The following is a 25,930-nucleotide window of genomic DNA, read 5'->3' on the forward strand; positions in this document are numbered from 1 at the left end:
TTGCCTGACGTTCACCCCTGAGCGTTACGATCGCTGTCAGCACGACCATCGGGCACATGTCCGACTGGTCGGACAGCACCCCATCCAGTCGCCTCGGTGAGAAGGTAAAGACTTATGTTCGGAAGGCTCGGAGCCCCCGAGATCATTCTCATCCTCGTCGTCATCGTGCTGCTGTTCGGCGCGAAGAAGCTTCCGGACATGGCCCGCTCGCTCGGCAAGTCCGCGCGCATCCTGAAGAGCGAAGCCAAGGCGATGAAGGAGGAGGGCAACGCCTCCGCCCAGGCTCCCGCTTCCAACGAGCAGCCCGCGGCCCAGCGCACCATCCAGGCGGCCCCCGGCGACGTGACCAGCTCGCGGCCGGTCAACGAGCCGACGGACACCACCCAGCGCTGACCCAGCGCCGGAACCCTCCGGCCTGCCGCACGAGATGAGGACGTGGGTTGCTCAAGTCTGCCCGCAAGCAGGAGAAGGATCCCGAGGGGCGGATGCCTCTCGCGGATCACCTTCGTGAGCTCCGCAACCGGCTCGCGAAGGCCATGCTGGCCATCGTCGTGGTGACGATCGTCGCCGCCTTCTTCTACAACGACATCATCAACTTCCTGACGAGGCCCATCCTCGACTCGATCGGTTGCCCGCAGACGTTCGAGGAGCTGGCGAAGTCCAGCGGCAAGACCCAGTGCGCGGAGATCACGATCAACGGTCTCCTCGCCCCGTTCACGCTGGCCCTCCAGGTGTCGCTGATGGCGGGTGTCGTGCTCGCGTCGCCGATCTGGCTCTACCAGCTGTGGGCGTTCGTCGCGCCGGGTCTGCACCGGCACGAGAAGAAGTACGCCTACGCCTTCGTGTTCACCGGCGCCCCGCTGTTCTTCGCCGGCGCCTTCTTCGCGTACAAGGTGCTGCCCACCACGGCGAAGGTGCTGATCGACTTCACGCCGAACGGTGCCATCAGGAACTTCCTGCCCCTGGACGACCTGCTCCAGCTGGTCACGCGCATGGTGATCGTCTTCGGCCTCTCCTTCGAGCTGCCACTGCTGCTGATCATGCTCAACCTCACCGGGGTGCTCAGCGGCCAGCGCATGCTCGGCTGGTGGCGCGGCATGATCCTCGGCATCACGGTCTTCGCGGCCGTGGCCACGCCGAGCACCGACCCGCTGTCGATGCTGGCGCTCGCCGGACCGATCTGGGTGCTGTACTTCGCGGCGGTCGCCTTCTCGCTGATGAACGACAAGCGCAAGCGCCGCCGGGAGGCCGCGGGTCCGGCCGACGACGAGGCCTCCGACCTGGACCTCACGCCCGAGGACATCGGCGACGTCGAGCCCGTCCCGGCCAGCCGGACCGTGCCCGAGCAGGCAGGCGCCGACCGGGTCAACGGTTACGACGACGTCACCTGAGCGTCCACCGAGCCGAAAGCGCGGTGCCCCCGTCCCCGAGGACGGGGGCACCGCGCTTTGTCGATCAACGCACGTTCGGGATAATGATCGTCCTGTTGTCAGTGCCGCCCGGTACGCTCGAAAGCACGATGACAGAGGATCTCTCACCGGCCGAGCGGTACGCGGCAGCCCGGAGGCGGGCAGCCGAGCAGGCCACCGCGCTCGCGTCCTTCCGCGAGATGTACGACTTCGGCCTCGACCCCTTCCAGATCGAGGCCTGCCAGGCCCTCGAAGAGGGGAAGGGCGTGCTGGTGGCCGCCCCCACCGGCTCGGGCAAGACGATCGTGGGCGAGTTCGCCGTCCACCTCGCCCTGCTGCAGGGCAAGAAATGCTTCTACACGACACCCATCAAGGCGCTGTCGAACCAGAAGTACGCCGACCTGTGCCGCCGCTACGGCGCGGACAAGGTCGGCCTGCTCACCGGCGACAACAGCGTCAACTCCGACGCCCCGGTGGTCGTGATGACCACCGAGGTGCTGCGGAACATGCTGTACGCCGGCTCACAGACCCTCCTCGGCCTCGGCTACGTGGTCATGGACGAGGTGCACTACCTCTCCGACCGCTTCCGGGGTGCCGTCTGGGAGGAGGTGATCATCCACCTGCCCGAGTCGGTGACCCTGGTGTCGCTGTCGGCGACCGTGTCCAACGCCGAGGAGTTCGGTGACTGGCTGGACACCGTCCGTGGTGACACCGAGGTGATCGTCTCCGAGCACCGGCCCGTGCCGCTGTTCCAGCACGTGCTCGCCGGGCGCCGGACGTACGACCTGTTCGAGGAGGGCGAGGGCAACAAGAAGGCCGTCAACCCCGACCTCGTCCGCCTCGCCCGCATGGAGTCGACCCGGCCGTCGTACCAGGACCGCCGGCGCGGCCGCGCGATGCGCGAGGCCGACCGCGAGCGGGAGCGCAGACAGCGCTCGCGCGTGTGGACGCCGGGCCGGCCCGAGGTCATCGAACGCCTCGACTCGGAGGGCCTGCTGCCCGCGATCACCTTCATCTTCAGCCGCGCCGCCTGCGAGGCCGCCGTCCAGCAGTGCCTGTTCGCGGGCCTGCGGCTCAACGACGAGGAGGCGCGGGAGCAGGTGCGCGCGCTGGTCGAGGAGCGCACCGCCGCGATCCCGTCCGAGGACCTGCACGTCCTCGGCTACTACGAGTGGCTGGAGGGCCTGGAGCGGGGCATCGCCGCCCATCACGCGGGCATGCTGCCGACCTTCAAGGAGGTCGTCGAGGAGCTGTTCGTGCGCGGCCTGGTCAAGGCCGTGTTCGCCACCGAAACCCTCGCCCTCGGCATCAACATGCCCGCCCGCTCGGTGGTCCTGGAGAAGCTCGTCAAGTGGAACGGCGAGCAGCACGCCGACATCACGCCCGGTGAGTACACCCAGCTGACGGGGCGTGCGGGCCGGCGTGGCATCGACGTCGAGGGTCATGCCGTGGTGCTGTGGCAGCGCGGGATGAGCCCCGAGCACCTCGCCGGACTGGCGGGCACCCGTACGTATCCGCTGCGCTCCAGCTTCAAGCCGTCGTACAACATGGCGGTCAACCTGGTCGAGCAGTTCGGCCGGCACCGCTCGCGCGAGCTGCTGGAGACCTCCTTCGCGCAGTTCCAGGCCGACAAGTCGGTCGTCGGCATCTCCCGGCAGGTGCAGCGCAACGAGGAGGGCCTGGAGGGCTACAAGGCCTCCATGACCTGCCACCTCGGCGACTTCGAGGAGTACGCGCGGTTGCGCCGCGAACTGAAGGACCGCGAGACCGAGCTGGCCCGGCAGGGCGCCAACCAGCGGCGGGCCGAGGCGGCCGTGTCCCTGGAGAAGCTCAAGCCGGGCGACATCATCCACGTCCCCACGGGCAAGTACGCGGGTCTGGCCCTGGTGCTGGACCCCGGCCTGCCCGCCGGGCGTTCCAACGGCCACCGCGGCTTCGACCACCACGACGGCCCGCGCCCGCTGGTGCTGACCGCCGAACGGCAGGTCAAGCGGCTTGCGTCGATGGACTTCCCGGTCCCGGTCGAGCCGCTGGACCGGATGCGGATCCCGAAGTCCTTCAACCCGCGCTCACCGCAGTCCCGTCGGGACCTGGCCTCCGCGCTGCGCACCAAGGCCGGGCACGTCCCGGCGGAGCGGGCCCGCAAGAAGCGCTCGCAGGCCGCCGACGACCGCGAGATCGCCCGGCTGCGCACGGAGATCCGGGCGCATCCGTGTCACGGGTGCAACGACCGCGAGGACCACGCCCGTTGGGCCGAGCGGTACCACCGGCTGCTGCGGGACACCTCGCAGCTGGAGCGGCGCATCGAGGGCCGTACGAACACCATCGCGCGGACCTTCGACCGGATCGTCGCCCTGCTGACCGAGCTGGACTACCTGCGCGGCGACGAGGTCACCGAGCACGGCAAGCGGCTCGCCCGGCTCTACGGCGAACTCGACCTGCTGGCCAGCGAGTGCCTGCGCGAGGGCGTGTGGGAGGGTCTCAGCCCTGCCGAACTCGCCGCCTGCGTCTCGGCGTTGGTGTACGAGGCCCGGGTCGGCGACGACGCCATGGCGCCCAAGCTGCCCTCCGGCAAGGCGAAGGCCGCGCTCAGCGAGATGGTCCGGATCTGGGGCCGGCTGGACGGTCTGGAGGAGGAGTTCCGGATCACCCAGACCGAGGGTGTCGGCCAGCGCGAGCCGGACCTCGGCTTCGCCTGGGCCGCGTACATGTGGGCCTCGGGGACGGGGCTCGACGAGGTGCTGCGCGAGGCGGAGATGCCCGCGGGTGACTTCGTGCGGTGGTGCAAGCAGGTGATTGACGTGCTGGGGCAGATTTCGGCGGCTTCTCCTGTGGAGGGCTCGACTGTGGCGAAGGCTGCGCGTAAGGCTGTTGATCAGTTGCTGCGAGGCGTTGTCGCCTACTCGTCCGTGGGGTGATGTTTCGTTGGCGGGTGCGGGTGGATTGTGGCTGGTCGCGCAGTTCCCCGCGCCCCTGGGGGAGTTGCCCTCGCCGGTGCTTCAACGGCGCAGGTACGCCCGCCAGCCGCCGTAGCGTGTGATGTCCTCCGCGTGTGTCAGGGCTTCCGGCTCGCACAGGAAGCCAGGGACCCTGCTGCCGTCCGCCAGGTGCACGCTGCCCAGGGTCATCGGGCGGGGGAGCGTGGCCAGGAGGCGGCCCAGGCCCTCTGCCGGCAGGCGCCAGATCTCCGTCTCGATCGGGGCGCCGCCCTCGCCCACGTGTACCAGGCCCGGCTTCGGTGGGTCCGTACGAAGGGCGTGCAGGCGGTAGACCGGGGCCGTCGTGGTGGTGCGGTCCAGGCTGGCGCCCAGGGCAAGGAGCTGGGGGTTCAGGGGCTGGCCGGTCAGATGTGCGCCCACCACCGCCAGGCGCGTCTCCGGCTGGAGCAGAGTCGCGATCCGAGCCAGCCGGTCGTCCGTGAACGCCGGGCCGATCAGCATCACGCCGAAGGGGAGCCCGCCGACCTCCCCCGCCGGGACGGCGACCGCCGCCAGGTCGAAGAGGTTCGTGGAGTTGGTGAAGCGGCCCAGTCGGGCGTTGGCGCCCAGGGGATCGGCGGCCACCTCGCAGAGCGTGGGGTGGCCCGGTGCGGTCGGGAGCAGCAGGGCGTCGGCGTCGGCCAGTTCGGCGAGCGCCCTGCGGCGCAGGTCGGCGAGGCGGGCCTGGTCGGTGAAGAGCTGGTGAGCCGGTATGTCACGGGCGCGGGTGATGATGCCGGCGACCGTGGGATCCAGGCCCTCCCCGCCCTGGGCGATCAACTTGTCGACAAAGGTGCCCACGGCTGTGTAACGCTCGGCCACGAACGCACCCTCGTAGAGCATCGCTGCCGCCTCGGTGAAGGGTACGAGGTCGATCTGCCGTACCGACGCGCCCGCCTCGCGGAACCGCTCCACGGCCCGCTCGTAGGCCTCGGCCCAGCCCTCGTCCAGCTCGCCGAGCCCCTCTCGGGACGGGACCGCGATGCGCCAGGGGCCGGGGGACCGCGGGGGGAGGGGCGGCAGGGTGCAGCCGGGTGGCGATGCCATGACGGACAGGGCCTGCTCGGCCTCCGGGAGCGTACGGGCGAACACCGTCACGCAGTCGATCGAGGCACAGGCCGGGACCACGCCCACCGTCGGGACGAGGCCGCGGGTGGGCTTGATGCCGACGATGCCGTTGAAGGCGGCCGGCACCCGGCCCGAGCCCGCGGTGTCCGTGCCGAGCGCGAGATCCACGATGCCGAGGGCCACCGCGACCGCCGAGCCGGAGCTGGAGCCGCCGCTGATCCTCGCCGGGTCGTGGGCGTTCCGTACCGCGCCGTAGGGGGAGCGGGTGCCGACCAGGCCCGTGGCGAACTGGTCGAGGTTGGTCGTCCCGAGGACGACCGCGCCCGCCGCCCGCAGACGCGCGACGACCGGGGCGTCGGCCGGGGGGTCGTAGGCGTACGCCGGGCAACCCGCCGTCGTGGGCAGTCCGTGGACGTCGATGTTGCCCTTCACGGCGAGCAGGCGGCCGGTGAGGGGGAGGTGCTCCCCGGCGGCCACGCGCGCGTCGAGCGCCCGCGCCTCCGCCTCGACCTCCTCGCGCGGACGCAGGCCGATCCAGATGTCGGGGCGGTCGACGGCCTCGATCCGGTCGTACGCGGCGCGCACCCGGGACACGGTAGGGGTCATGCGTGCTCCTCGACTTCCAGTGTGCGCTCTTCGACTCGGCTTGCGGCCGGTGCCAGGACGATCAGGGCCGTGCCCGCCCCGACCTGGTCACCCGGACGCACCAGGACCTCCGCGACCACGCCGTCGGCCGGTGCGTGCACCCTGGACTCCATCTTCATCGCTTCCAGGGCGAGGAGCGGCTGCCTCGCCGTCACCGTGTCGCCCGGGGCGACGTTCAGCTGCCACACGGACGCGGCGAACTCGGCCTCGACCAGGCGCCCGCCCGGCGGTACGACCACCTCGGCCGGCGGTGCGGCCGGCGCGGCCGCCGCGTCGGCCCGGGCGAACTCGCCCGCCGCCTCCCAGGCGTCCCGTTCCGCCGCGAACGCGGCCCGCTGCCGGGCCCGGAACTCCGCGACGGACTCGGCGTGTTCGGCCAGGAAGGCCTCGTACTCGGAGAGCGAGAAGGTGCCCTCCTCGATGCGCGGGACGAAGCGACCGGACGTGATGTCGGCCCGCAGGTCCAGGAGTTCGTCCGGCTGCACCGGATACCACTTGATCCGGTCGAAGAAGCGCAGCAGCCACGGCGAGCCCGGCTCGAACGCGCCCCGCTGCTGCCATCCCGACCACACCTGGGTCGTGCGGCCCACGAACTGGTAGCCGCCGGGGCCCTCCATGCCGTAGATGCACAGATAGGCCCCGCCGATGCCGACCGAGTTCTCGGCGGTCCAGGTGCGCGCGGGGTTGTACTTCGTCGTCACCAGACGGTGGCGCGGGTCCAGTGGGGTGGCCACCGGGGCGCCCAGGTACACGTCGCCCAGGCCGAGGACGAGGTACTCCGCCTCGAAGACCGTGCGGAACACGTCCTCGACCGATGTGAGGCCGTTGATCCGGCGGATGAACTCGATGTTCCACGGGCACCAGGGGGCGTCGTCGCGGACCCCCGCCATGTAGCGGGCGATGGCCTCGCGGGTGGCCGGGTCGTCCCAGGACAGCGGGAGGTGGACCGTGCGGGAGGGGACGGTCAGTTCGGCGCTGGGGGGCAGGGCCGCCGTGATCCGCCGTACGGCGGTGAGGAGCTCGTGCTGGGGCAGGACGCCCGGGTCCGTCCGGATCTGGAGTGAGCGGATGCCCGGCGTGAGGTCCGTGACCCCGTCGAGGCCGGCCGCCGTCACTGCCTCCATCAGGGCGTGCACCCGCATGCGCAGCGCCAGGTCGAGCTGCATCGGGCCGAACTCGACGAGCAGGTTGTCGTCGCCGCTGCGGCGGTAGGTGACGTCACCGTCGCGGGCCAGGACCCCGCCGTCGGCGATCTCCGGGCGGCGCGCGCCCGTGACGTCCACGGGCACGAAGCGGACCGTGTCGCCCGGCCGTAGCTGCCCCAGCTTCCACCGCTCACCGCTCAGCACGGTCGCCGGGCACACGAACCCGCCGAGCGAGGGTCCGTCCGGGCCGAGCAGCACCGGCATGTCACCGGTGTAGTCGACCGCGCCGACCGAGTACGGGGTGTCGTGGATGTTGGACGGGTGCAGTCCCGCCTCGCCGCCGTCGGTTCGGGCCCAGCGGGGCCCCGGGCCGACCAGGCGGACACCGGTGCGGGCCGAATTGAAGTGGACCTTCCACTCCGCCGCGTAGAAGTCGTGGATGTCGTCCTCGGTGAAGAACTCCGGTGCCGCGTGCGGCCCTTCGACGGCGCCGATGTGCCAGACCGCGGCGAACTCGGGGCGGTCCGTGACGGGCGTGCCCGGGGCGACCGCCCCGCCGTGCAGGACGTCGCCGGTGCGCAGCGCACGCCCGCCGTGGCCGCCGAACCGGCCCAGCGTGAAGGTGCTCGCGCTGCCCAGGAACGGGGGCACGTCGAGACCGCCGCCCGCGAAGAGGACGTAGGTGCGCAGGCCGTGTTCGAGGGGCGCGCCCACCTCCAGGACCGCCCCCGCGGGGACCGTGACCGGCTCCCACTGCCCGACCGGTGTCCCGTCCACGGTCACCGGGGCCGGTGCACCGGTCACGCAGACCGTCGTGGCGTGGCTGAACCGCAATGCCGGTCCCTGGAGCGTGCATTCGAGCCCGGGCGCGCCCTCGGAATTGCCGAGCGCCCGGTTGCCCTGCCGGAAGGAGCGGTCGTCCATGGGGCCGCACGGCGGCACGCCCACCTGCCAGTAGCCGGTGCGGCCCGGCCAGTCCTGGACCGTGGTGAGCGTCCCGCCGGAGACCACCTCGATGCGTGGGGTGGGATCGGTGACGCCGGTGAGGGTGGCCGTGGAGTGGGCGGCGGCCCGGAAGTCCGGTGCGGTGAGTGCCGCACGCACCAGGCCGAGGTTCGTCTCGATGCCGTCCACGCGGGTGCGGGCCAGCGCCTCGTCCAGCCGGCGCAGCGCGTGTGCGCGGTCGGAGCCGTGGGCGACTACCTTGGCGAGCATGGGGTCGTACGACGTCGTCACCTCGGTGCCGGTCTCCACCCAGCCGTCGACGCGCACGCCGGCCGGGAACTCCACCCGGGTCAGCAGGCCCGCGCTGGGGCGGTGCCCGCGCGAGGGGTCCTCGGCGTACAGGCGGGCCTCGACGGCGTGGCCGCGCGGCCGGCCGGGGTCGCGGACGACGTCCCTCTCGCCGCGCGCCAGGCGCAGCATCCATGCGACCAGATCGACGCCGTAGACCTCCTCGGTGACCGGATGCTCCACCTGGAGGCGCGTGTTGACCTCCAGGAAGTACGCCTCCTCGCGGGCCGCGTCGTACACGAACTCGACCGTGCCGGCGGAGCGGTAGCCCACGGATGCGCACAGGTCCCGGGCGGCGTCGGCGAGCCGGGTACGGACGCGGTCGGGCAGCCCGGGTGCCGGGGTCTCCTCGACCACCTTCTGGTTGCGCCGTTGCAGGGAGCAGTCGCGGTCGCCGAAGGTGACGACCTTCCCCGCGCCGTCGCCGAAGACCTGGACCTCGACATGGCGGGCCCGCTCGACCAGGCGCTCCAGGAACACGCCCGCGGAGGAGAAGGACGCGACGGCCACCCGGTGCACCCGCTCCCAGGCCTCGGTCAGTTCGGCGGCGGAGCGGCACGCCGACATACCGATACCGCCGCCCCCGCCGGTCGCCTTCAGCATGACGGGATAGCCGATGCGGTCGGCCTCGCGCAGGGCCTCGGGCAGGCCGGTCAGCAGGCCGGTCCCCGGCGCCAGCGGCACGCCGGCCGCCTCGGCCGCCGCGCGGGCCGTGTGCTTGGCGCCGAACAGCTCCAGTTGCTCGGGCGTCGGTCCCACGAACACGATCCCGGCGTCCTGGCAGCGCCGGGCGAAGGCCGCGTCCTCGGACAGGAACCCGTACCCGGGGTGGATCGCGCCCGCCCCGGTGTCCTTGGCCGCCTTCAGCACCAGGTCCGCGTCCAGGTACGACTCCTTCGCGGGTGCCGGGCCGAGCCGCACCGCCTCGTCCGCCAGCCGGACGTGCGGTGCCGAGCGGTCCGGGTCGGAGTACACGGCGACGGTACGCAGGCCCAGTTCGCGGGCGGTGCGGATGATCCGGACGGCTATCTCGCCCCGGTTGGCGACCAGTACCTTCCCGAAACTCATGCTGTGCCCTCGTCTCCGACGGGCCCCGCGATCGTCATCTCCACGGCCGTCGGCCGGAAGCCGTTGCAGGGGTTGTTGATCTGGGGGCAGTTGGAGACCAGTACCAGGACGTCCCGCTCGGCCCGCAGGGTCAGGGAGAGACCGGGCGCCGAGATGCCGTCGACGATGCCGAGGGTGCCGTCCTTCTCGACCGGCACGTTCATGTACCAGTTGATGTTGGAGACCAGGTCCCGCTTGCCCAGGCCGTACTTCGCGCCCTCCGCGAGGAAGTTGTCCACGCAGGCGTGCTGGGTCCAGGTGTGGTGCCCGTAGCGGAGGGTGTTGGACTCCTTGGAGCAGGCGCCGCCGACCGTGTCGTGCCGGCCCACCTCGTCGGCGACGACCGTCATCAGCGGGGTGTGCTCGTTGGACAGCAGCACGCTCCCGGTGCTCAGGAAGATGTTGCCCTGCGCCTGGACGGTGTCGGGGGCGCTGTAGCGCACGGACGTGTCGTGGGCGTCGTACACGAGGAAGTCGACGGCCTGGTTGCCGTGCAGGTCCGTGATGGTGAGCGTGCCGCCGGTGCGGACGACGGACGACCAGGCGGCGCGGGCCGGAACCACGGTCTTCATGCGAGCCCCCTTGCGGCGAGGAATTCGGCGGTGTTGAGGAAGGCGCGGCGGCCCTCGGGGGTGGCCTCCCACAGCGGGTCGCCGGGCGCGGTCGGCGCGGCCCGCCAGGCCAGCACCTCCAAGGGGGTGCTGACGTACTCGGCGCGCGGGTCCACCGGGTGCGGCACGTTCGCGATCAGCACGATCACGTCCTGCTCCGCGCGGAGCGTGAGGCTGCCGCCGGGTCCGGCCGAGCCGGTGAACTCCACGGCGCCGTCGTCTCGTACCTCGACGCCCTGGAAGAAGGAGAGGGAGGGCGGCAGATCGCGCGGCTCCAGGCCGTTCTTGGCGGCGGCGAGCTTCAGCAGCTCACGGCCGGCCGGGGAGGGGCCCTGCGGGGTGCCGTCGCCGTACCGCGCGGTGTTGCGGACGAGGGTGGAGGTGCCGCACAGCGCGTCGTGGCGCCCGGAGGCGTCGGCGACCATGCTCGCGAGTACCCGCCCCTGGTCGGACAGGAGCAGCTGCCCCTCGCCCAGATAGGCGTTCCACTGCACCTTCACCGTGTCGGCCGTGCTCAGCCGCTCCCAGGGGCGGCCGTCCACGTACAGCAGCAGATGGGCACAGGCGTCGCCGCGCGGATCGGTCAGGCGCAGCTCGGTGCCGCGGGCCAGCACCCGGTGCGTGTAGTTGCCGCCCGCGACCGTCTCGGCCCACACCAGACGGCCCGCCTCGCAGGGTGGTTCGGGCCAGTCCCGGGCCGGTACGACGGGCATGGCCTCGGCACGGGTGCCCTCCTGGGCGCGGGCGTGGGCACGGGCTCCGTAGGTGGTCGCTGTCGCCATCGCGGTACCTCTCGCCGTGAGGAGTGGATTTCTGTCGTGCGACAGAAATTAGAGGCGGGCCGGGTCACCGGCATTGCGGGTGCGTTGCCGGGCGGTTATCGAGTCCTCACCGAGATCGCCGGACGAGGGGGTGTGCGAGGATCGAACGCATGGGAACGGGCAGCAGTCGCCGGGTCGGCCGGCCGCGGGCCGCGCAGCGGCCGGACAGCGGCCTCGAGCCGCGCGCCGAACTGCTCGCCGCGGCCGCCGAGCTGTTCACCACCCGCGGATACGCGGCCACCACCACCCGGGCCGTCGCCGAGCGCGCGGGCATGCGGCAGGCGTCCATGTACCACTACGTCTCCGGCAAGGAGGAGTTGCTCGCCGAGCTGCTGGAGTCCACCGTCACACCCTCGCTGGCCCGGGCGCGTGAGCTGCTCGCGGACTCCTCGGCCCCGGCCGGGGACCGGCTGTGGCAGCTGTGCCGCACCGACGTGGAGCTGCTGTGCGGCGGGCCGCACAACCTCGGCGGGCTCTATCTGCTGCCCGAGGTGCGCACCGAGCGGTTCGCCGGCTTCCATGCCGTGAGGGCCGAACTCAAGGACGCCTACCGGCAGTTGCTGGCCGCCACCGCCGCGGGCGGAGCGCTCGCCAAGAGCGAGCTGGACCTGCGCACGGATCTGATCTTCGGTCTGATCGAGGGCGTCATCCTGGTGCACCGCTCCGAACCGGAGCGCCCCGTTGAGGAGTTCGCCCACGCCACCGCCGACGCGGCGCTGCGGATCGCCGGAGCCTGAGCCGTCTTTTCACTCATCACGGTGAGTAGTTTTCGCACACTCCTGCGCCGTCACGTGTCGTGTTCGAATGATCGCCGAGCGTGCAAATGTGTCGAGCGTACTCCTGGTGTGTGGGCGATTTCAGGTGCTTGCCGAATATGACACGGCGATGATCCGGTCGGACTAAGCTCGCCCGCGGCGCACCGAGTTGAGGTGAATTCGTGCGCTTGTTCCCAAACTTCCCGATGATCCCTTCAGTTCCATGACTCTTCCCCCCGCAAGCTCTCCTGACACCCAGCCGACTCGTCTCAGAAGGCATCCATGGTGAGTGTTCAAAAGCCTCCCGGTGGCCGTGAACGTCCTTATGCGCGCGTGCTGTTGCTGCCGGCCATAGCGATGGCCGCGGCGACCGCGGCGGCGGTCGCCCTGGCCCCGGCCCCGGCCCGGATCGCCGTGGGCGGGTGCGGCGCCGTGGCCCTGCTGCTGGTCCTCGCCACGGGCGCCGAAGCCGTCCGCCGCGGACGCAAACTGCGCGAGGCGCAGGCCGAGCACGCCCGTCACACCGCGTATCTGGAGCGCCGCCTCGCTGCCCACGACGCGGAGATCGTCCGCCTCGGCGTCGACGTCCTGCCCACCGCGCTTCTCCGGCTGCGCCACGGAGAACCGCTCAGAGAGGTGATGCGCAAGGTCGTCGACAACGACCCCGACCTGCGCCACATGCCCGAGTCGCAGCGCACCCTGCTGCGCACGGCGCTGAAGGGTGCCGACTTCGAGATCTCGATGCGCGACGCCACCGAGCGCTCCTACGTCAGCATCGCCCGCCGCATCCAGGCCATCGTCCACCAGCAGGCCAACGAACTGCGGGAGATGGAGGAGGACCACGGCCGCAACCCCGAGGTCTTCGACGACCTGCTGCGCATCGACCACGGCACCGCGCTGATCGGCCGTCTCGCCGACACCATCTCCGTGCTCGGCGGCGGCCGCCCCGGCCGTCAGTGGCCGCTGCCCGTCTCGCTCTACAGCGTGCTGCGCGGTGCCATGTCCCGGATCCTGGAGTACCGGCGCATCGAGCTGAACTCCATCGTCAACATCAACATCAAGGGCACGTCCGTCGAGCCGCTCCTCCACGCGGCCGCCGAACTCCTCGACAACGCCACCCGCTACTCGCCGCCGTCGACCAAGGTGCACGTCACCGCCGCCGAGGTGCAGTCCGGACTCGTCATCGAGATCGAGGACGCCGGCGTCAGCCTCAGCGAGGAAGGCCGCGCCCGCATCGAGAAGGCGATCTACGACGCCATGGCGGGCGACGACGCGGAGAACCTGGGCTCGAACCCGCGTCTCGGCCTCGCCGTCGTCGGCCGGCTGTGCAAGGCCTTCGACATGCAGGTCTCGCTGCGCGCCTCCGCCTACGGCGGCGTCCGCGCGATCCTCGTCGTACCGCGCGTGATGACCACCACCGAACCCGGCGTCGGCGCCGCCCACGGCATCGGTGCCACCGGCGTGCCCAAGCCCGAACTCGGCGCGGTGGAGGGCCCGAAGCGCAGGCCCAAGAAGCGCCGCCCCACCAGCCCCCGCATCCCCGCCGGGATCTCGATGGAGGACGACGTCCCCGAGGTCACCGAGTGGACGGCGGGCGGTCTGCCGCAGCGCCGCAGCCGGGTGAAGACACCGCTCAGCCAGCGGTACGCCGAACAGGCCGCCATCGAACGCGCCGAGCGCGAGGGCCGGCCGACCATCTGGTCCCAGCACAAGCCCGAACCCGAGCCCGAGCCCGAGATCGACCCCGAGATCCAGAAGCTCCGGGACCGGCCGCCGGGCATGTGGGTCGACGACTTCTGGAACGGCCTGCGGAAGGGCATGCCCGAGGACGCCACCGCGCCCGAGCTGACCGACTTCACGCGGAACCCCACCAAGTACCTGCACCTGCTCAACGATTCGGACACCGCCATCGAGGGCGTCACCGACGACGAGGGGAACCTCAAGTGATCCAGCAGCGAGGCAACTTCGACTGGATGCTCAAGCAGCTCAACGACGGCGTACCGGGCGTCCAGATGATCGTGGTCCTCTCCGCCGACGGACTGCGCATCGCCCGCTACGGCGGCGACCCCGACGCGGCCGACCGGGTGGCCGCCGCCTGCGCGGGCGTGCAGAGCCTCGCCGGTGCCATCATCCAGGAGATCGAGGGTGCCGGCGACATGAAGCTCGTCGTCATCGAGATCGAGGGCGGCTACTTCTACCTCATGGACGCCGGCGCCAACGCCTACCTGGCCGTGCTGGCCGACGTGACCTGCGAGCCGGGCCGGATGGCCGGCATGATGCGCGACCTCGTCGTCCGGATCGGAGCCCATCTCACCAGTCCGCCCCGGCGGAACGGGCAGACCGTATGACTCCTCCGCAACGCAAACGGCGCCTGCCGCACCAACTGCCGCCTCCACCGCCGCCACCCCCCACACCCGCGGACGGCGAGGAGAAGCCCGGGAATCCCGAACGGCTCTACGCCATCGCCGACACCGCCGACGGCGGCCGGGCCGAACTCGACCTGGTCACCCTGATCGTCGCGCGATCCGCGCCGCCGCCGTCGGCCTCACCGGAGGAGGCGGCCGTGATCCAGCTCTGTTCCTCCCCCCTGTCCGTGGCCGAGCTCTCGGCCTACCTCAACCTGCCGTTCAGCGCGATGACCGTCCTGATCACCGAGCTGATCACGAACGAACTGGTGCAGGCGCGCGCCCCGATCGTCCGCAAGGCGCTCCCGGACCGTTCTCTCCTCGAAGCGGTGATGCATGGACTTCAACGGCTCTGACAGAATCCCCGGCCCACGCACCGGGGATCACCTCCCGCAGACGGCCCAGGCCGCGGTGAAGATCGTGATCGTCGGCGGCTTCGGCGTCGGCAAGACCACCATGGTCGGTTCGGTCAGCGAGATCAGGCCGCTGACCACGGAGGAGACCATGACCCAGGCCGGGATCGGGGTCGACGACAACTACGGCTCCGAGACCAAGACCGCCACCACCGTGGCCATGGACTTCGGCCGCATCAGCATCACCGACAAGCTGGTGCTCTACCTCTTCGGCACCCCGGGCCAGGAGCGCTTCTGGTTCCTGTGGAACGGCCTGTTCGAGGGCGCGCTCGGGGCGGTCGTCCTGGTCGACACCCGCCGCCTGGAAGTCAGTTTCGACGTCATGGGACGCCTGGAGGAACGCGGCGTCCCGTTCGTCGTCGCCGTCAACTCCTTCCCCGACGCGCCTCGTTACCCGCTGGAGGAACTGCGCACCGCGCTGGACCTGGCCCCGGAGATCCCGATCATCGACTGCGACGTGCGCCGCCGGGCCTCCAGCAAGGACGTGCTGATGACCCTGATGCACTTCCTGCACTCGCTCGCCATGTCCGGCGCCCTCACCTGACCCGCATCCGACCGACCCCCACACCTTCCGCTCCGGAGCGACACTGTGACGCCTGAATCCCAATCCCTCACCGGTACCGACGCCACCGCCGGGCCGCCGCCCGGCTGCCCGGCGCACGGCCTCGGTCCCGGAGGAGTGCACCGCCTCTACGGCCCCGACGCGGCGGACCTGGACGACCTCTACGAGCGGCTGCGGGAGGAGCACGGCACCGTCGCGCCCGTGCTGCTCCACGAGGACGTGCCGATGTGGGTGGTCCTCGGGCACTCCGAGAACCTGCACCTGGTCCGCAGCCCCTCCCAGTACGCCCGGGACAGCCGGATCTGGACCCCGCTGCAGGAGGGCATGGTCAAGCCCGACCACCCGCTCATGCCGCACATCGCCTGGCAGCCGATCTGCTCGCACGCCGAGGGCGACGAGCACCAGCGGCTGCGCGGGGCGGTCACCGGCGCCATGTCGACCATCGACCACCGCAGCATGCGCCGCCACATCGGCCGCTACACCCAGGAGCTGGTCAACGACTTCTGCGAACGCGGCCGGGCCGACCTCGTCTCCCAGTTCGCCGAGCACCTGCCGATGGCCGTCATGTGCGAGATCCTCGGCATGCCCGAGGAGTACAACGACCGGATGGTGCAGGCCGCCCGCGACGCGCTCAAGGGCACCGAGACCGCCATCGAGAGCCATGCCTACGTCATGGACGCGCTGAGCCGGCTCACCACCCGCCGCCGGGCCCGGCCCGACGACGACTTCACCAGTCACCTCATCACCCACCCCGCGGGACTGACCGACGACGAGGTCCGCGAACACCTGCGCCTCGTCCTCTTCGCGGCCTACGAGGCCACCGCCAACCTGCTCGCCAACGCGCTGCGCATGGTCCTCACCGAGCCGGGCTTCCGCGCCCAGCTCAACGGCGGCCAGATGACCGTGCCGGAGGCGATCGAGCAGTCCCTGTGGGACGAGCCGCCGTTCAGCACCGTCCTCGGCTACTTCGCCAAGCAGGACACCGAGCTGGGGGGCCAGCGCATCCGCAAGGGCGACGGGCTGCTCTTCGCGCCGGCCCCGGGCAATGTGGACCCGCGGGTGCGGCCCGACCTGTCGGCCAACATGCAGGGCAACCGCTCCCACCTCGCCTTCGGCGGCGGCCCCCACGAGTGCCCCGGCCAGGACATCGGCCGTGCCATCGCCGACGTCGGCGTGGACGCCCTGCTGACGCGGCTCTCGGACATCCAGCTGGACTGTGCCGAGGAGGACCTGCGCTGGCGGTCGTCGATCGCCTCCCGGCACCTGGTGGCCCTGCCGGTGCGCTTCGAACCGAAGCCCCAGCAGGACGCCGGCCTCCCGCCCAGCCCGTCGCACATCCCGACCCAGCGCGCCACCTGGCAGGTCGGCTCCGTCCGCCCGGAACCGGCCGCCGTGCCGGAGCCCGCCCCGGCGATCCCGCGCCCGGCCCACGAGCCGGCCCCCGTGGCACCGGCGCAGCCCCGCCGGCAGAGCGTGTGGCAGCGGATGCTGCGCTGGTGGCGAGGGGAGTGAGTGAGCGGAGCGCGGTCAGGGTTCCTGGCCCGCCCACTGTTCGGGCGAGTGCCAGGCCGCCAGCGTCCGCCCGCTGACGAACGTGTGCTCCGCCCCCGTCACCGGATCGGTGAACTCCAGCCTCCGTGCGAGCAGTTGCAGCGGACGCCGGAAGTCGCCGGGCGGTACGGGGGCGGTCACCTCCGGGTACAGCGGGTCGCCGAGGATGGGGATGCCCAGTGCACTCAGGTGCACCCGCAGCTGGTGGGTCTGCCCCGTCTCCGGGACGAGCCGGTACCGGCCCAGCGCGGCCCGGTGTTCGGCCAGCTCCACCCGGGTCACGGCGTTGGGTTCGCCCTCGATCTCCCGGGCGGCCGGAATGCCGCGCTCCTTCAGGATCCGGCTGCGCACGGTCCGGGGCAGGGCGAGCGAGGCGTCGTACGGTGCGATCGCCTCGTACTCCTTGCGGACCAGCCGGTCCGCGAACAGCGTCTGGTACGCGCCGCGCTCCTCGGGCCGCACCGTGAACAGCACGAGGCCGGCGGTGAGCCGGTCCAGCCGGTGTGCGGCGGACAGCGACGGGATGCCCAGCTCGGTGCGCAGCCGGGCCAGCACGGTCTGGGTGACATGCGTGCCGCGCGGGGTCGTCGCGAGGAAGTGCGGCTTGTCGGCCACGACGATGTGCGCGTCCCGGTGGACCACCTCCAGCGGGAAGGGCACCGGCACCTCGGCGGGCAGCTCCCGGTGGAACCACACGAACATCCCCGGCTCGTACGGCGCGTCCGGCGCCACCGCCCGCCCGTCGGTCCCGACGACCCGCCCCGCGTCCAGCATCGCCCGAACCACCCCGGGCCCGGCCCCGGACAGCCGCTCCACCAGATACTCGCCCACACTGGCCCACGACCCGTCCACGGGCAGCCGAACCCGCACCGGGTCCACCCCGTCACGCTGGGGTAGGGGAGGGGCCGGGATACGGGTTCTGCGTCTCATCACCGCCCAGCGTAGGTGCTACACCGCGACCGCCTCCGCCGCCTCCGGCTCCACCGTCGCCGTACGAGGTCGGTACCTCCGGTAGGCCGTGCCCGCCGCGACAGTCCCGCCGAGGAACAGCACCGTGAACCACCGGAAGTACCAGTGCCCGCCCGCCGGGTCGTACACTGCCGCGCGCGGCCAGGCCAGGTTGACCGTCATCGCGAGGCCGTAGAGGAGGGCCAGGGCGTTGACCGGGATCCCCCAGCGGCCGAGGGAGAAGAGAGGGGCGCCCGTCTCGTCGGTGCCGGTCGAGGAGAACCGTCCGCGCAGGCGGCTGAGCAGCAGCGGGCCCGTCACCATCGCGTAGGCCAGGTACAGCATCACGATGCAGGTCGTGCCGATGGCCAGGAACGCCTCCGGTGAGGCGAAGTCGAGCAGCAGCAGGACGGCGGCCAGGACGCCCACCACCAGGGCGGGGGCGCCGGGCATGCCCGTGCGGGCATTGACCCGGGCCAGACGGCGGGCGAAGGGCAGCTGTCCGTCGCGGGCCATGGAGAACAGCATGCGGCAGGCCGCTGTCTGGATCGCGAGCGTGGCGACGGCTATCGCCACCACGACATCGGCCAGCAGCACCCGGCCCACCCCGTCGCCGAGACTGCTGGTGAGGACGTAACTCAGCCCGTCCACAGCCAGTTTCCCGTCGGTGAGGCTGGGCGCGGCGAGGATGCCGCCGAGGACGACGAGGCCACCGAGCAGGCCGGCCGCACCGAGGGCGGTGAGGATGGTGCGCGGTGCCGTGCGTCGTGGATGGTGGGTCTCCTCGCTCATTTCGCCCGCGCTGTCGAAGCCGATCATCACGTACGCCGCCGTGAAGGAGCCGATCAGCAGTGCCCCGGACAGGCCGGTCCCGGCGGCGCCCGTGCTGTGGAAGGTGATCCCGGGGGAGCGCCGGGAGTGGGTCAGCAGGAGGACCACGATCAGCAGCGCACCGATGATCTCGGCGGTCACGCCGACCCGGTTGACCATGGACATCACGCGGTTGTCGGCGAGGTTGACCAGCGTGGTCAGCGCCAGCAGGGCCATGCCGAGCACCGCCGCGTTGGCGGCGCCGTCGGCGGAGGTGGGCGAGGAGTCGGTGCCGATCAGCTGGAAGCCGGACCAGAGCGCCGGCAGCACCATCTGCAGGGCCAGCGCGGCCGCCGCCACGACCACGATCTGCCCGATCACCATGATCCAGCCGGCGAACCAGCCGAAGGCGGGGGTCGCCAGGCGCGAGGACCACTGGTAGATGGCCCCGGAGATGGGGTAGCGCGCGGCCAGTTCCGCGAAGCAGGCGGCGACCAGCAGCTGGCCGATCAGCACGGCCGGCCAGGCCCAGAAGAAGAGCGGCCCGCCGAAGGAGTAGCCGAAGGCGAAGAACTGGAAGACGGTCGTCAGGACGGAGATGAAGGAGAATCCGGCGGCGAAGGAGGCGTACCGGCCCAGGCTGCGATGCAGCTCTTGGTGGTAGCCGAACTCCTCCAGAGAACGGTCGTCGGTCGTCGTCACGGCGGCACCTGCCTAGGGGGGCGCGGGGAGTGAGTTCCTGTCGAGCGACAGAAATTAGGGACCCGCTGTTTCCTCCGCGTCTCACGGGCGTGTCCGGCACGGGCCCAAGTCCTCACGCCCTGGCGCAAGGCCGTCGGTGCGAACACGCGAAAGCGGCGGCACCCGGTCAGGGTGCCGCCGCTCGCGAAGGGTTCAGGCCGCCGCCGCGCCGTCACTCTCCTGCTCGGCCTCGATGCGCGCGTTCCAGTCCCGCTTGGAGGCCTGCCAGCCGTCCTCGTTGTGGCCGAGGCGCCAGTAGCCGGAGATCGACAGGTCCTCGCGCGGAATCTGCAGCTCGAGCCGGAGCAGCCGGCGCAGCTCCTTCACGAAGCTCGCCTCGCCGTGCACGAACGCGTGCATCCGGCCCTCGGGGAACTCCAGCGCGTGCACGGCCGCCACCAGGGCCTCGCCCACCGGCCGGTCCCCGCGGTGCACCCAGACGACCTCCACCTCGGAGTCGATCTTCTGCTCCTCCTCGGGGCCGGACACCTCCACGAAGGCGTACGCCCGGGCGTCGGAGGGCAGCGTCTCCAGGGCGCGGGCGATCGCGGGCAGCGCGCTCTCGTCACCGGCGAGCAGATGCCAGTCGGCGCTCGGGTCGGGCGCGTACGCACCCCCCGGGCCCATGAAGCGCACGCTCTCACCGGGCTGCACCCGGGTGGCCCACGGCCCGGCCAGACCCTCGTCACCATGGATCACGAAGTCCAGGGTCAGCTCGCGGTGCTCGGGATCCCAGGCGCGCACGGTGTACGTCCGCGTCACCGGCCACTGCTCACGGGGGAACTCCGCGCGGATCCGCTCCACGTCGAAGGGCTCCGGGTAGGTCACGCCAGGAGGGCCGAACAGCAGCTTCACATAGTGGTCGGTGCAGGTGTCCGCGGCGAAATCGGCGAGGCCCTCGCCGCCGAGCACCACACGCTGCATATGCGGCGTGAGCCGCTCCGTGCGCACCACCTGGGCGGTATGGAGCTTGCGCGGCTTTCGTCCCGGACGCTCTGCCATCACGGCCTCCTGCTGCATTGGTTAGGTTTACCTAAGTTAGCATCTCTCTCTGGTCGAGAGGCCTCTCGCAAGGCCTTGGTGAACGCGCTTTGCCGGAATATTCCGGTCGGACTCACTGTCCCAGTGTCGTCAGCAACCGCTGCAGGGAGCCGCCCAGCCCCCAGCGCGCCGCCAGTTCCTCGAGTCCCGCCGGATCCCGCGGGGTGTGCGGCAGCGTGGTGTCGACGTCCGGCAGCGGGACGTCGTCGGCCACCCGCACCACCTTCGGCGCGACCGCGACATACGGCCTGGCCTCGGTCAGCCGCTTGCGCTGCGACGGCGTGAGCTTCGCCTTCGGGTCGTCGACCGCCGCCATGATCCCGGCCAGGTCGCCGAACTCGGCGAGCAGCTTGGCGGCCGTCTTCTCGCCGATCCCGGACACGCCCGGCAGGCCGTCGCTCGGGTCGCCGCGCAGCAGTGCCAGATCCGCGTACCCCCGCCCGTCGACCCCATACTTCCCACGCAGTACGGCCTCGTCGGTCAGCTGCAGCGTGCCGACCCCCTTCAGCGGGTACAGCACGCGGATGCCGCGCTCGTCGTCGACGAGCTGATACAGGTCGCGGTCGCCGGTGACGATGTCGACCGGTCCGTCGGCGCGCGCGGTGAACGTGCCGATCACGTCGTCCGCCTCGTAGTCCGCGACCCCGACCCGGGCGATGCCGACCGCGTCCAGCACGGCCTCGATGACCGGCACCTGCGGGGTGAGCGTGTCCGGTACCTCCTCCTCGTCCGGCGTGCCCTCGTGCTCCTCGGCGACCCGGTGCGCCTTGTAGGTGGGGATCAGGTCCACCCGCCACTGCGGCCGCCAGTCGGCGTCCATGCAGGCCACCAGCTTCGCCGGCCGGTGGTCCTGGACCAGCCGGTCGATGAAGTCGAGCAGTCCCCGCACGGCGTTCACCGGCGTACCGTCGGGCGCCCGCACGGAGTCCGGCACGCCGAAGTAGGCGCGGAAGTACAGCGAGGCGGTGTCGAGAAGCATGAGTCGTCCGGTCACGGTCGCATCATGCCGTACGGCACTGACGGTCACCTGCCGCCACGGATCCACCCCTGTGGGCTGGGCCACTCAGGTCGCCGTCGTCGGCGTGGTCGTCCTCGCGCCCGTGGCCGGAGGCATGGGGATCTTCGGCTCGTCCTCCGGTGGGCGCCGGTGGCCCGCAAGGGTGCCGGGAGCGGGGCGGCCGGGTGACCTGACCTTCCCGACCACCCCCACCGCGGCGTCTCCGGGCGCCACCCCTCGCGGTGCATCCGGGCGCCGGCCTCCGCCGGATTTCTCACGGTCAGGATCCGGCCAACCACGGAGCGCCATGGGCCCTGCCCCCGCGGGAACACGAAGGCCCGCTCCGGCCTTGAACCAGGGGAGACCCGTCCCGCACGGCGAGCGGCCGCACTGGCGCGAACCATGGGGGTGCGGGCCCACCGGCGTGTCGGGGATGTGACAGCCGCATGAAACGGTTTGCCGAACATGCGTAGGGTGCAGACAACTCATCAGGGGTGTGTCCGGCGGTGGACACCCTGTCGGCGCGACGAGTGAAGGAGGGAGCCGGAGCGATGGGCGACCACAAAGAGCAGCAGCCCGTGCGGGTGGGCGCGGCCGTCCGGCGGCGTCGCCGTGCGCTGGAGCTCACCCTCGCCGTCGTGGCCGAGCGCAGTGGCCTCTCGGTGCCCTTCCTCAGCCAGGTCGAGAACGACCGGGCCCGCCCGAGCCGCACCTCCCTGGAGAAGCTGGCCGACGCCCTGCGCACCACGGCCGTGGAACTCCTCGCCGCCGCCGACCCGGCCTGCAGTGTGGACGTCGTCCGTGGCGAGCCCCTCGACGAGGGCGACTTCGACCCGCGCACCCGCTCCCTGGTGCGTGGCCACCACCAGCTGCACGCCTCCGAGTTCACCGGCGACCACGACGCCGGCCGCGAGTTCCAGCACCGCAACGACGAGCTGATGTACGTCGCCGACGGCGCGGTCGAGATCGAGGCCGAGGGCCGCGCGTACCGCCTCGGACGGGGCGACACCCTCTACCTCACCGGCGGAGTCCGGCATCGCTGGCGGGCCACCGTCCCCGACACGCGGGTCATCGTGGTCGCGGTCGCCGAACACATCGAGGCCGTGCAGGACCGGCCCCGCTAGTGCGAGTCGTCTCCCTGGTCCCGTCTCTCACCGAGGCGGTCGCCGTGACACTGCCCGGAGTCCTGGTCGGGGCCACCGACTGGTGCAGCCGTCCCGCGGACCTCGACGTCAGCCGGATCGGCGGCACGAAGAACCCGGACACGGAGCGGATCATCGGCCTCGCCCCCGACCTGGTGATCGCCAACGAGGAGGAGAACCGCGCCCCCGACCTGGACGCCCTGCGCGCGGCGGGCCTCGACGTGCTGGTCACCGAGGTGCGGACGGTGCCGCAGGCCTTCCGGGAGCTGGAGCGGGTGCTGACCGGGTGCGGCGCACCGGCCCGGCAGCCCTGGCTGGACGAGGCCGAGGCCGCCTGGACCGGGCTTCCCGGACCCGGGAGCCCTGTGACCGCGGTCGTGCCGATCTGGCGCCGCCCCTGGATGGTCCTGGGCCGGGACACCTTCGCGGGTGACGTGCTGGCCCGTCTCGGCGTGCACCACATCCACGCCACGCACTCCGATCGCTATCCCCGCGTGCCCCTGGAAGAACTGCGGGCGGCCGCCCCGGACGTCGTGGTGCTGCCGGACGAGCCCTACCGCTTCACCGCCGACGACGGCCCCGAGGCCTTCCCGGGCCTGCCCTGCGCCCTGGTCAGCGGACGACACCTGACCTGGTACGGACCGTCGCTGGCAGAGGCGCCACGGGTGCTGGCCGAGGCGCTGCGAGCAGCTCACCGCTGAGCAGCCCCCGCACCGTCCCCGACGCGGCCGCGAGCCACGCGGCGACCAGGATGCCGTACAGGCCGACGGCCAGGGTCTCGTACGCGGCGAGCCCGGTGTGCCGGGCCAGGGCGGCGGCGCCGGTGACACAGGTGCCCACGGGGAAGGTGAACGCCCACCAGGTCATGGCGAAACCCATGCCCTGCCGCCGGGCCCGCACCACGTGCACGGCCGCGAGCGCCAGCCACAGCAGTGCGAACCCCATGACCGGCACGCCGTAGACCAGCGCGAACACGGCGAAACCGCGGTCGTACGGGGCCGGTACGACCCGGGGGGCCGCGTCCGCGATCAGGCCGACGGCGGTGGTGGACTGCCCGAGCGGACCGAGGACCAGGAACAGGGTCGGGGTGAGGGCGAGCGGCAGCGGGCCCGAGGTGATCAGGCGGGCGAAGACCAGCGGCAGCATCAGCAGCGTCGCCAGCAGGCTCAGCCCGAACAGCGCGAAGCACGCCAGCAGCAGCGTCTCGCGAGGCTGCCCCGGCGGCAGATGCGGCACCAGCAGCGGACCGAGCGCGGCGGAGACCATCGGCGCGACGAGCGGCAGCAGCCAGACCGGGGTGGCCTGGGCCGCCTGGACGCGGTGGTGCACGGTCATCAGGTAGGGCACGGCCACGGCGGCCGCGAGCCCGACCGCCGTACCGGCACTGAACAGCACCGTGTCGAGTGCGACGGCCGGACCCGTGCCGATCCAGTCCCGGCCGACGGTCAGAGCGCCGCCGCCGACCGCCAGCAGGGCCATGGACAGGCAGCCGTAGAAGGGGGCCATGGCCGGGTCGAGGAGGTGGGCGCGGGCCTGGTCGCGGTGGTGCGCCCAGTGCCGGGCGCGGGCGGTCAGCAGGGTCAGCAGCATGAGGAGGGCCAGCGCCCAGACGGCCGTGCACACCTCGCGCAGCCCGGGAAGGCGCAGGGGCAGTGCGGCACCGGCCGTGCCGACGACGGAGGTCCCCATCACGGAGGCGTACCAGTTGGGACCGAGGTGCCGGACGCGGGTGGCGGGCAGGAAATGGGCTGCGGTGACCATGACCCCACCGTCCCGCCCCCGGGCGCCGCTGACCAGGGAGTTCATGTCTATGAGGGCATAAACTGGCTTTATGAGCGAGGAGTACGCGACGGCCGACGGCCGTCCCGCCGGGTCACTGGCGCACCGGGTGCCGGACCTCGGCGCGCTGGAACTGCTGCTGGCCGTGGCCCGCCTGGGCAGTCTCGGGGCGGCGGCACGCGAGGTCGGCATCACCCAGCCGGCCGCCAGCAGCCGCATCCGCTCCATGGAACGCCAGCTGGGCGTGGCCCTGGTCGACCGCTCCCCGCGCGGCTCCCGGCTCACGGACGCGGGCGCCCTGGTGACGGACTGGGCCCGCCGGGTGGTGGAGGCGGCGGCCGCCTTCGACGCGGGCGCCCGGGCGCTGCGCGACCGTCGGGACTCGCGGCTGCGGGTGGCTGCGAGCATGACCATCGCCGAGTACCTGCTCCCGGGCTGGCTCCTCGCCCTGCACGCCGAGCGCCCCGACACCGCGGTCTCGCTGCTCGCGGGCAACTCGGCGAAGGTGGCGGAACTCCTGCTGGCCGACGAGGCGGACCTGGGCTTCGTGGAAGGCCTCACGGTCCCGGCGGGTCTGGACTCCACCGTGATCGCCCACGACCGCCTGATCGTCGTCACGGCCCCCGGCCACCCCTGGGCCCGTCGGCGGCGTCCCCTCACCCCCGAGGAGCTGGCCGCCACGCCCCTGATCCTGCGCGAACGCGGCTCCGGCACCCGCCAGGTCCTGGACGCGGCCCTCGGCGGCCTGGCCCGCCCCCTGATGGAACTCTCCTCCACCACGGCCGTGAAGGCCTCGGCGGTCAGCGGCGCGGGTCCTTCGGTCCTCAGTGAACTGGCCGTGGGGGAGGAGCTGGGGATGCGACGGCTGGTGAGCATCCCGGTCGAGGGGGTTTCGTTGCGCCGGGATCTGCGCGCGGTGTGGCCGACGGGGCACCGGCCCACGGGGCCGGCGCGGGAGCTGCTGTCGCTGACGAGGGGGTGACCTCAGGACGCGGCCAGCACCAGAGCCCGCATCACCCGCAGATCGTCGCCCATCTCCGGATGCCACTGCACCCCGAGCACCCAGCCCTCGCCCGACGGCAGTTCGATCGCCTCCACGGTCCCGTCCGCCGCGTGGGCGGAGGGCACCAGACCCGTACCGAGCCGCTCCACCGCCTGATGGTGATACGTCGGCACGGTCGTCTCCTCGGGCGCGATCCGCGCGTACAGCGTGCCCGGCACCGGCTTCACGGTATGCCCCCCGAACACCCCGACCACCTCCGCGTGCCCGTCCATGTGCTGCACCAGCGTGCCGCCGAGAGCCACGTTCAGCAGCTGCATCCCCCGGCAGATCCCCAGCACCGGCACCCGTGCCGCCAGCGCCGCCCCGATCAGCGCGAGTTCCCACGCGTCCCGCTCCGGCGCGGGCGGCCCCGTGCGCGGCGACCGCTCGGCGCCGTACCGCGACGGGTCGACGTCCGGGCCGCCCGCGATCACCAGGCCGTCCAGCCGCTCCACCGCCTCCGCGGCCCGCTCGGGCGCGTCCGGCGGGAGCATGGCGGCGAGCCCCCCGGCCCGCTGCACCAGCCGCGGATAGCCGGCCGGCAGCAGCGCGGCGTCCAGCTCCCACACCCCCCAGCGCGCACCGGCCTCCAGGTACGTGCTCACACCGATCAGCGGTCGTACGGTCATGCCGCCCTCCCAGGCATCCAAAGGTAGATATTCATACC

22 protein-coding genes are annotated in these 25,930 nt (G+C 72.0%); 12 read left to right on the forward strand and 10 right to left on the reverse strand.

Annotation, left to right across the window (positions count from 1 at the left end; translation table 11 throughout):
• Positions 1-114: 114 nt before the first annotated feature.
• The 3 genes from tatA (at position 115) to FB157_RS24690 (ending at position 4,327) form a co-directional block, all read left to right on the forward strand.
• The gene (gene tatA / locus FB157_RS24680) at positions 115-393 is read left to right on the forward strand and encodes a Sec-independent protein translocase subunit TatA (RefSeq protein ID WP_145882804.1); all 279 of its coding nucleotides are present in this window, start codon (positions 115-117) and stop codon (positions 391-393) included.
• Positions 394-440: 47 nt separating this feature from the next.
• Positions 441-1,391, forward strand: a complete 951-nt coding sequence (gene tatC / locus FB157_RS24685; protein WP_145882805.1) for a twin-arginine translocase subunit TatC — start codon at positions 441-443, stop codon at positions 1,389-1,391.
• Between the two features lie 83 nt (positions 1,392-1,474).
• Positions 1,475-4,327 (forward strand): RNA helicase, encoded by a 2,853-nt coding sequence (locus tag FB157_RS24690; RefSeq protein WP_145882806.1) that lies wholly within the window; start codon positions 1,475-1,477, stop codon positions 4,325-4,327.
• Between the two features lie 81 nt (positions 4,328-4,408).
• Here the strand turns inward: FB157_RS24690 and atzF are convergent, their stop codons facing one another.
• Genes atzF through FB157_RS24710 form a run of 4 tightly spaced genes read right to left on the reverse strand, consistent with a single transcriptional unit; the run spans position 4,409 to position 11,038 of the window.
• Complete coding sequence (gene atzF / locus FB157_RS24695) at positions 4,409-6,061, reverse strand: allophanate hydrolase (protein WP_145882807.1); 1,653 nt, start codon at positions 6,059-6,061, stop codon at positions 4,409-4,411.
• Entirely contained in the window at positions 6,058-9,606 is a 3,549-nt protein-coding gene (locus tag FB157_RS24700) for a 5-oxoprolinase/urea amidolyase family protein (protein ID WP_145882808.1), read from the reverse strand. The genes atzF and FB157_RS24700 overlap by 4 nt, the downstream gene beginning before the upstream one ends.
• On the reverse strand, positions 9,603-10,217 hold the full coding sequence (locus FB157_RS24705) for an urea amidolyase associated protein UAAP2 (RefSeq protein WP_145882809.1): 615 nt from the start codon (positions 10,215-10,217) through the stop codon (positions 9,603-9,605). Before FB157_RS24705 ends, FB157_RS24700 begins: the two co-directional genes overlap by 4 nt.
• Positions 10,214-11,038, reverse strand: a complete 825-nt coding sequence (locus tag FB157_RS24710) for an urea amidolyase associated protein UAAP1 (RefSeq protein ID WP_145882810.1) — start codon at positions 11,036-11,038, stop codon at positions 10,214-10,216. Before FB157_RS24710 ends, FB157_RS24705 begins: the two co-directional genes overlap by 4 nt.
• A gap of 149 nt (positions 11,039-11,187) precedes the next feature.
• Between FB157_RS24710 and FB157_RS24715 the strand changes: the two genes are divergently transcribed.
• From FB157_RS24715 to FB157_RS24740, 6 genes are all read left to right on the forward strand, one after another.
• Positions 11,188-11,814: a TetR/AcrR family transcriptional regulator gene (locus FB157_RS24715; protein WP_145882811.1), complete on the forward strand. Its 627-nt coding sequence runs from the start codon at positions 11,188-11,190 to the stop codon at positions 11,812-11,814.
• A 300-nt stretch (positions 11,815-12,114) separates the two neighbouring features.
• A complete protein-coding gene (locus tag FB157_RS24720) occupies positions 12,115-13,779 on the forward strand; it encodes a sensor histidine kinase KdpD (RefSeq protein ID WP_145882812.1) in 1,665 nt (554 codons plus the stop codon).
• The gene (locus tag FB157_RS24725; RefSeq protein WP_145882813.1) at positions 13,776-14,180 is read left to right on the forward strand and encodes a roadblock/LC7 domain-containing protein; all 405 of its coding nucleotides are present in this window, start codon (positions 13,776-13,778) and stop codon (positions 14,178-14,180) included. The genes FB157_RS24720 and FB157_RS24725 overlap by 4 nt, the downstream gene beginning before the upstream one ends.
• On the forward strand, positions 14,177-14,593 hold the full coding sequence (locus tag FB157_RS24730) for a DUF742 domain-containing protein (RefSeq protein ID WP_145882814.1): 417 nt from the start codon (positions 14,177-14,179) through the stop codon (positions 14,591-14,593). The genes FB157_RS24725 and FB157_RS24730 overlap by 4 nt, the downstream gene beginning before the upstream one ends.
• The gene (locus FB157_RS24735) at positions 14,574-15,194 is read left to right on the forward strand and encodes an ATP/GTP-binding protein (protein ID WP_145882815.1); all 621 of its coding nucleotides are present in this window, start codon (positions 14,574-14,576) and stop codon (positions 15,192-15,194) included. The genes FB157_RS24730 and FB157_RS24735 overlap by 20 nt, the downstream gene beginning before the upstream one ends.
• Before the next feature lie 45 nt (positions 15,195-15,239).
• A complete protein-coding gene (locus FB157_RS24740; RefSeq protein ID WP_145882816.1) occupies positions 15,240-16,724 on the forward strand; it encodes a cytochrome P450 in 1,485 nt (494 codons plus the stop codon).
• A 15-nt stretch (positions 16,725-16,739) separates the two neighbouring features.
• Here FB157_RS24740 and FB157_RS24745 read toward each other — a convergent pair whose 3' ends face one another.
• From FB157_RS24745 to FB157_RS24760, 4 genes are all read right to left on the reverse strand, one after another.
• Positions 16,740-17,693, reverse strand: coding sequence for an RluA family pseudouridine synthase (locus FB157_RS24745; protein WP_145882817.1), 954 nt, complete (start codon positions 17,691-17,693; stop codon positions 16,740-16,742).
• 18 nt (positions 17,694-17,711) lie between these two features.
• A complete protein-coding gene (locus FB157_RS24750; protein WP_145882818.1) occupies positions 17,712-19,223 on the reverse strand; it encodes an amino acid permease in 1,512 nt (503 codons plus the stop codon).
• 192 nt (positions 19,224-19,415) lie between these two features.
• Complete coding sequence (locus tag FB157_RS24755; RefSeq protein WP_145882819.1) at positions 19,416-20,264, reverse strand: siderophore-interacting protein; 849 nt, start codon at positions 20,262-20,264, stop codon at positions 19,416-19,418.
• A 112-nt stretch (positions 20,265-20,376) separates the two neighbouring features.
• Positions 20,377-21,297, reverse strand: coding sequence for a 5'-3' exonuclease (locus FB157_RS24760; protein ID WP_145882820.1), 921 nt, complete (start codon positions 21,295-21,297; stop codon positions 20,377-20,379).
• A 554-nt stretch (positions 21,298-21,851) separates the two neighbouring features.
• Here FB157_RS24760 and FB157_RS24765 point away from each other — a divergent pair.
• On the forward strand, positions 21,852-22,424 hold the full coding sequence (locus FB157_RS24765) for a helix-turn-helix domain-containing protein (RefSeq protein WP_145882821.1): 573 nt from the start codon (positions 21,852-21,854) through the stop codon (positions 22,422-22,424).
• On the forward strand, positions 22,424-23,143 hold the full coding sequence (locus tag FB157_RS24770; RefSeq protein ID WP_145882822.1) for a helical backbone metal receptor: 720 nt from the start codon (positions 22,424-22,426) through the stop codon (positions 23,141-23,143). The genes FB157_RS24765 and FB157_RS24770 overlap by 1 nt, the downstream gene beginning before the upstream one ends.
• Here the strand turns inward: FB157_RS24770 and FB157_RS24775 are convergent.
• Positions 23,055-24,203 (reverse strand): TDT family transporter, encoded by a 1,149-nt coding sequence (locus FB157_RS24775; RefSeq protein WP_145882847.1) that lies wholly within the window; start codon positions 24,201-24,203, stop codon positions 23,055-23,057. The genes FB157_RS24770 and FB157_RS24775 overlap by 89 nt on opposite strands.
• Before the next feature lie 70 nt (positions 24,204-24,273).
• Here FB157_RS24775 and FB157_RS24780 point away from each other — a divergent pair, with 70 nt between their 5' ends.
• Positions 24,274-25,203 (forward strand): LysR family transcriptional regulator, encoded by a 930-nt coding sequence (locus FB157_RS24780; protein ID WP_145882823.1) that lies wholly within the window; start codon positions 24,274-24,276, stop codon positions 25,201-25,203.
• A 2-nt stretch (positions 25,204-25,205) separates the two neighbouring features.
• On the opposite strand, the gene FB157_RS24785 is transcribed toward FB157_RS24780, so the two are convergent.
• Positions 25,206-25,892: a gamma-glutamyl-gamma-aminobutyrate hydrolase family protein gene (locus FB157_RS24785; protein WP_145882824.1), complete on the reverse strand. Its 687-nt coding sequence runs from the start codon at positions 25,890-25,892 to the stop codon at positions 25,206-25,208.
• Positions 25,893-25,930: the final 38 nt, after the last annotated feature.

Source organism: Streptomyces sp. BK340 (genome assembly GCF_007827595.1).
GTDB lineage: Bacteria > Actinomycetota > Actinomycetes > Streptomycetales > Streptomycetaceae > Streptomyces.

What these genes read in the sequence shown, in the direction of transcription:
- FB157_RS24720 (WP_145882812.1), top strand. Translation starts at nt 12,115, where the DNA reads ATGGTGAGTGTTCAAAAGCCTCCCGGTGGCCGTGAACGTCCTTATGCG.
- FB157_RS24785 (WP_145882824.1), bottom strand. Translation starts at nt 25,892, where the DNA reads ATGACCGTACGACCGCTGATCGGTGTGAGCACGTACCTGGAGGCCGGT.
- FB157_RS24700 (WP_145882808.1), bottom strand. Translation starts at nt 9,606, where the DNA reads ATGAGTTTCGGGAAGGTACTGGTCGCCAACCGGGGCGAGATAGCCGTC.
- FB157_RS24715 (WP_145882811.1), top strand. Translation starts at nt 11,188, where the DNA reads ATGGGAACGGGCAGCAGTCGCCGGGTCGGCCGGCCGCGGGCCGCGCAG.
- FB157_RS24755 (WP_145882819.1), bottom strand. Translation starts at nt 20,264, where the DNA reads ATGGCAGAGCGTCCGGGACGAAAGCCGCGCAAGCTCCATACCGCCCAG.
- tatA (WP_145882804.1), top strand. Translation starts at nt 115, where the DNA reads ATGTTCGGAAGGCTCGGAGCCCCCGAGATCATTCTCATCCTCGTCGTC.
- FB157_RS24735 (WP_145882815.1), top strand. Translation starts at nt 14,574, where the DNA reads ATGGACTTCAACGGCTCTGACAGAATCCCCGGCCCACGCACCGGGGAT.
- FB157_RS24765 (WP_145882821.1), top strand. Translation starts at nt 21,852, where the DNA reads ATGGGCGACCACAAAGAGCAGCAGCCCGTGCGGGTGGGCGCGGCCGTC.
- FB157_RS24710 (WP_145882810.1), bottom strand. Translation starts at nt 11,038, where the DNA reads ATGGCGACAGCGACCACCTACGGAGCCCGTGCCCACGCCCGCGCCCAG.
- atzF (WP_145882807.1), bottom strand. Translation starts at nt 6,061, where the DNA reads ATGACCCCTACCGTGTCCCGGGTGCGCGCCGCGTACGACCGGATCGAG.
- FB157_RS24705 (WP_145882809.1), bottom strand. Translation starts at nt 10,217, where the DNA reads ATGAAGACCGTGGTTCCGGCCCGCGCCGCCTGGTCGTCCGTCGTCCGC.
- FB157_RS24780 (WP_145882823.1), top strand. Translation starts at nt 24,274, where the DNA reads ATGAGCGAGGAGTACGCGACGGCCGACGGCCGTCCCGCCGGGTCACTG.
- FB157_RS24775 (WP_145882847.1), bottom strand. Translation starts at nt 24,203, where the DNA reads ATGGTCACCGCAGCCCATTTCCTGCCCGCCACCCGCGTCCGGCACCTC.
- FB157_RS24730 (WP_145882814.1), top strand. Translation starts at nt 14,177, where the DNA reads ATGACTCCTCCGCAACGCAAACGGCGCCTGCCGCACCAACTGCCGCCT.
- FB157_RS24690 (WP_145882806.1), top strand. Translation starts at nt 1,475, where the DNA reads ATGATCGTCCTGTTGTCAGTGCCGCCCGGTACGCTCGAAAGCACGATG.
- FB157_RS24745 (WP_145882817.1), bottom strand. Translation starts at nt 17,693, where the DNA reads ATGAGACGCAGAACCCGTATCCCGGCCCCTCCCCTACCCCAGCGTGAC.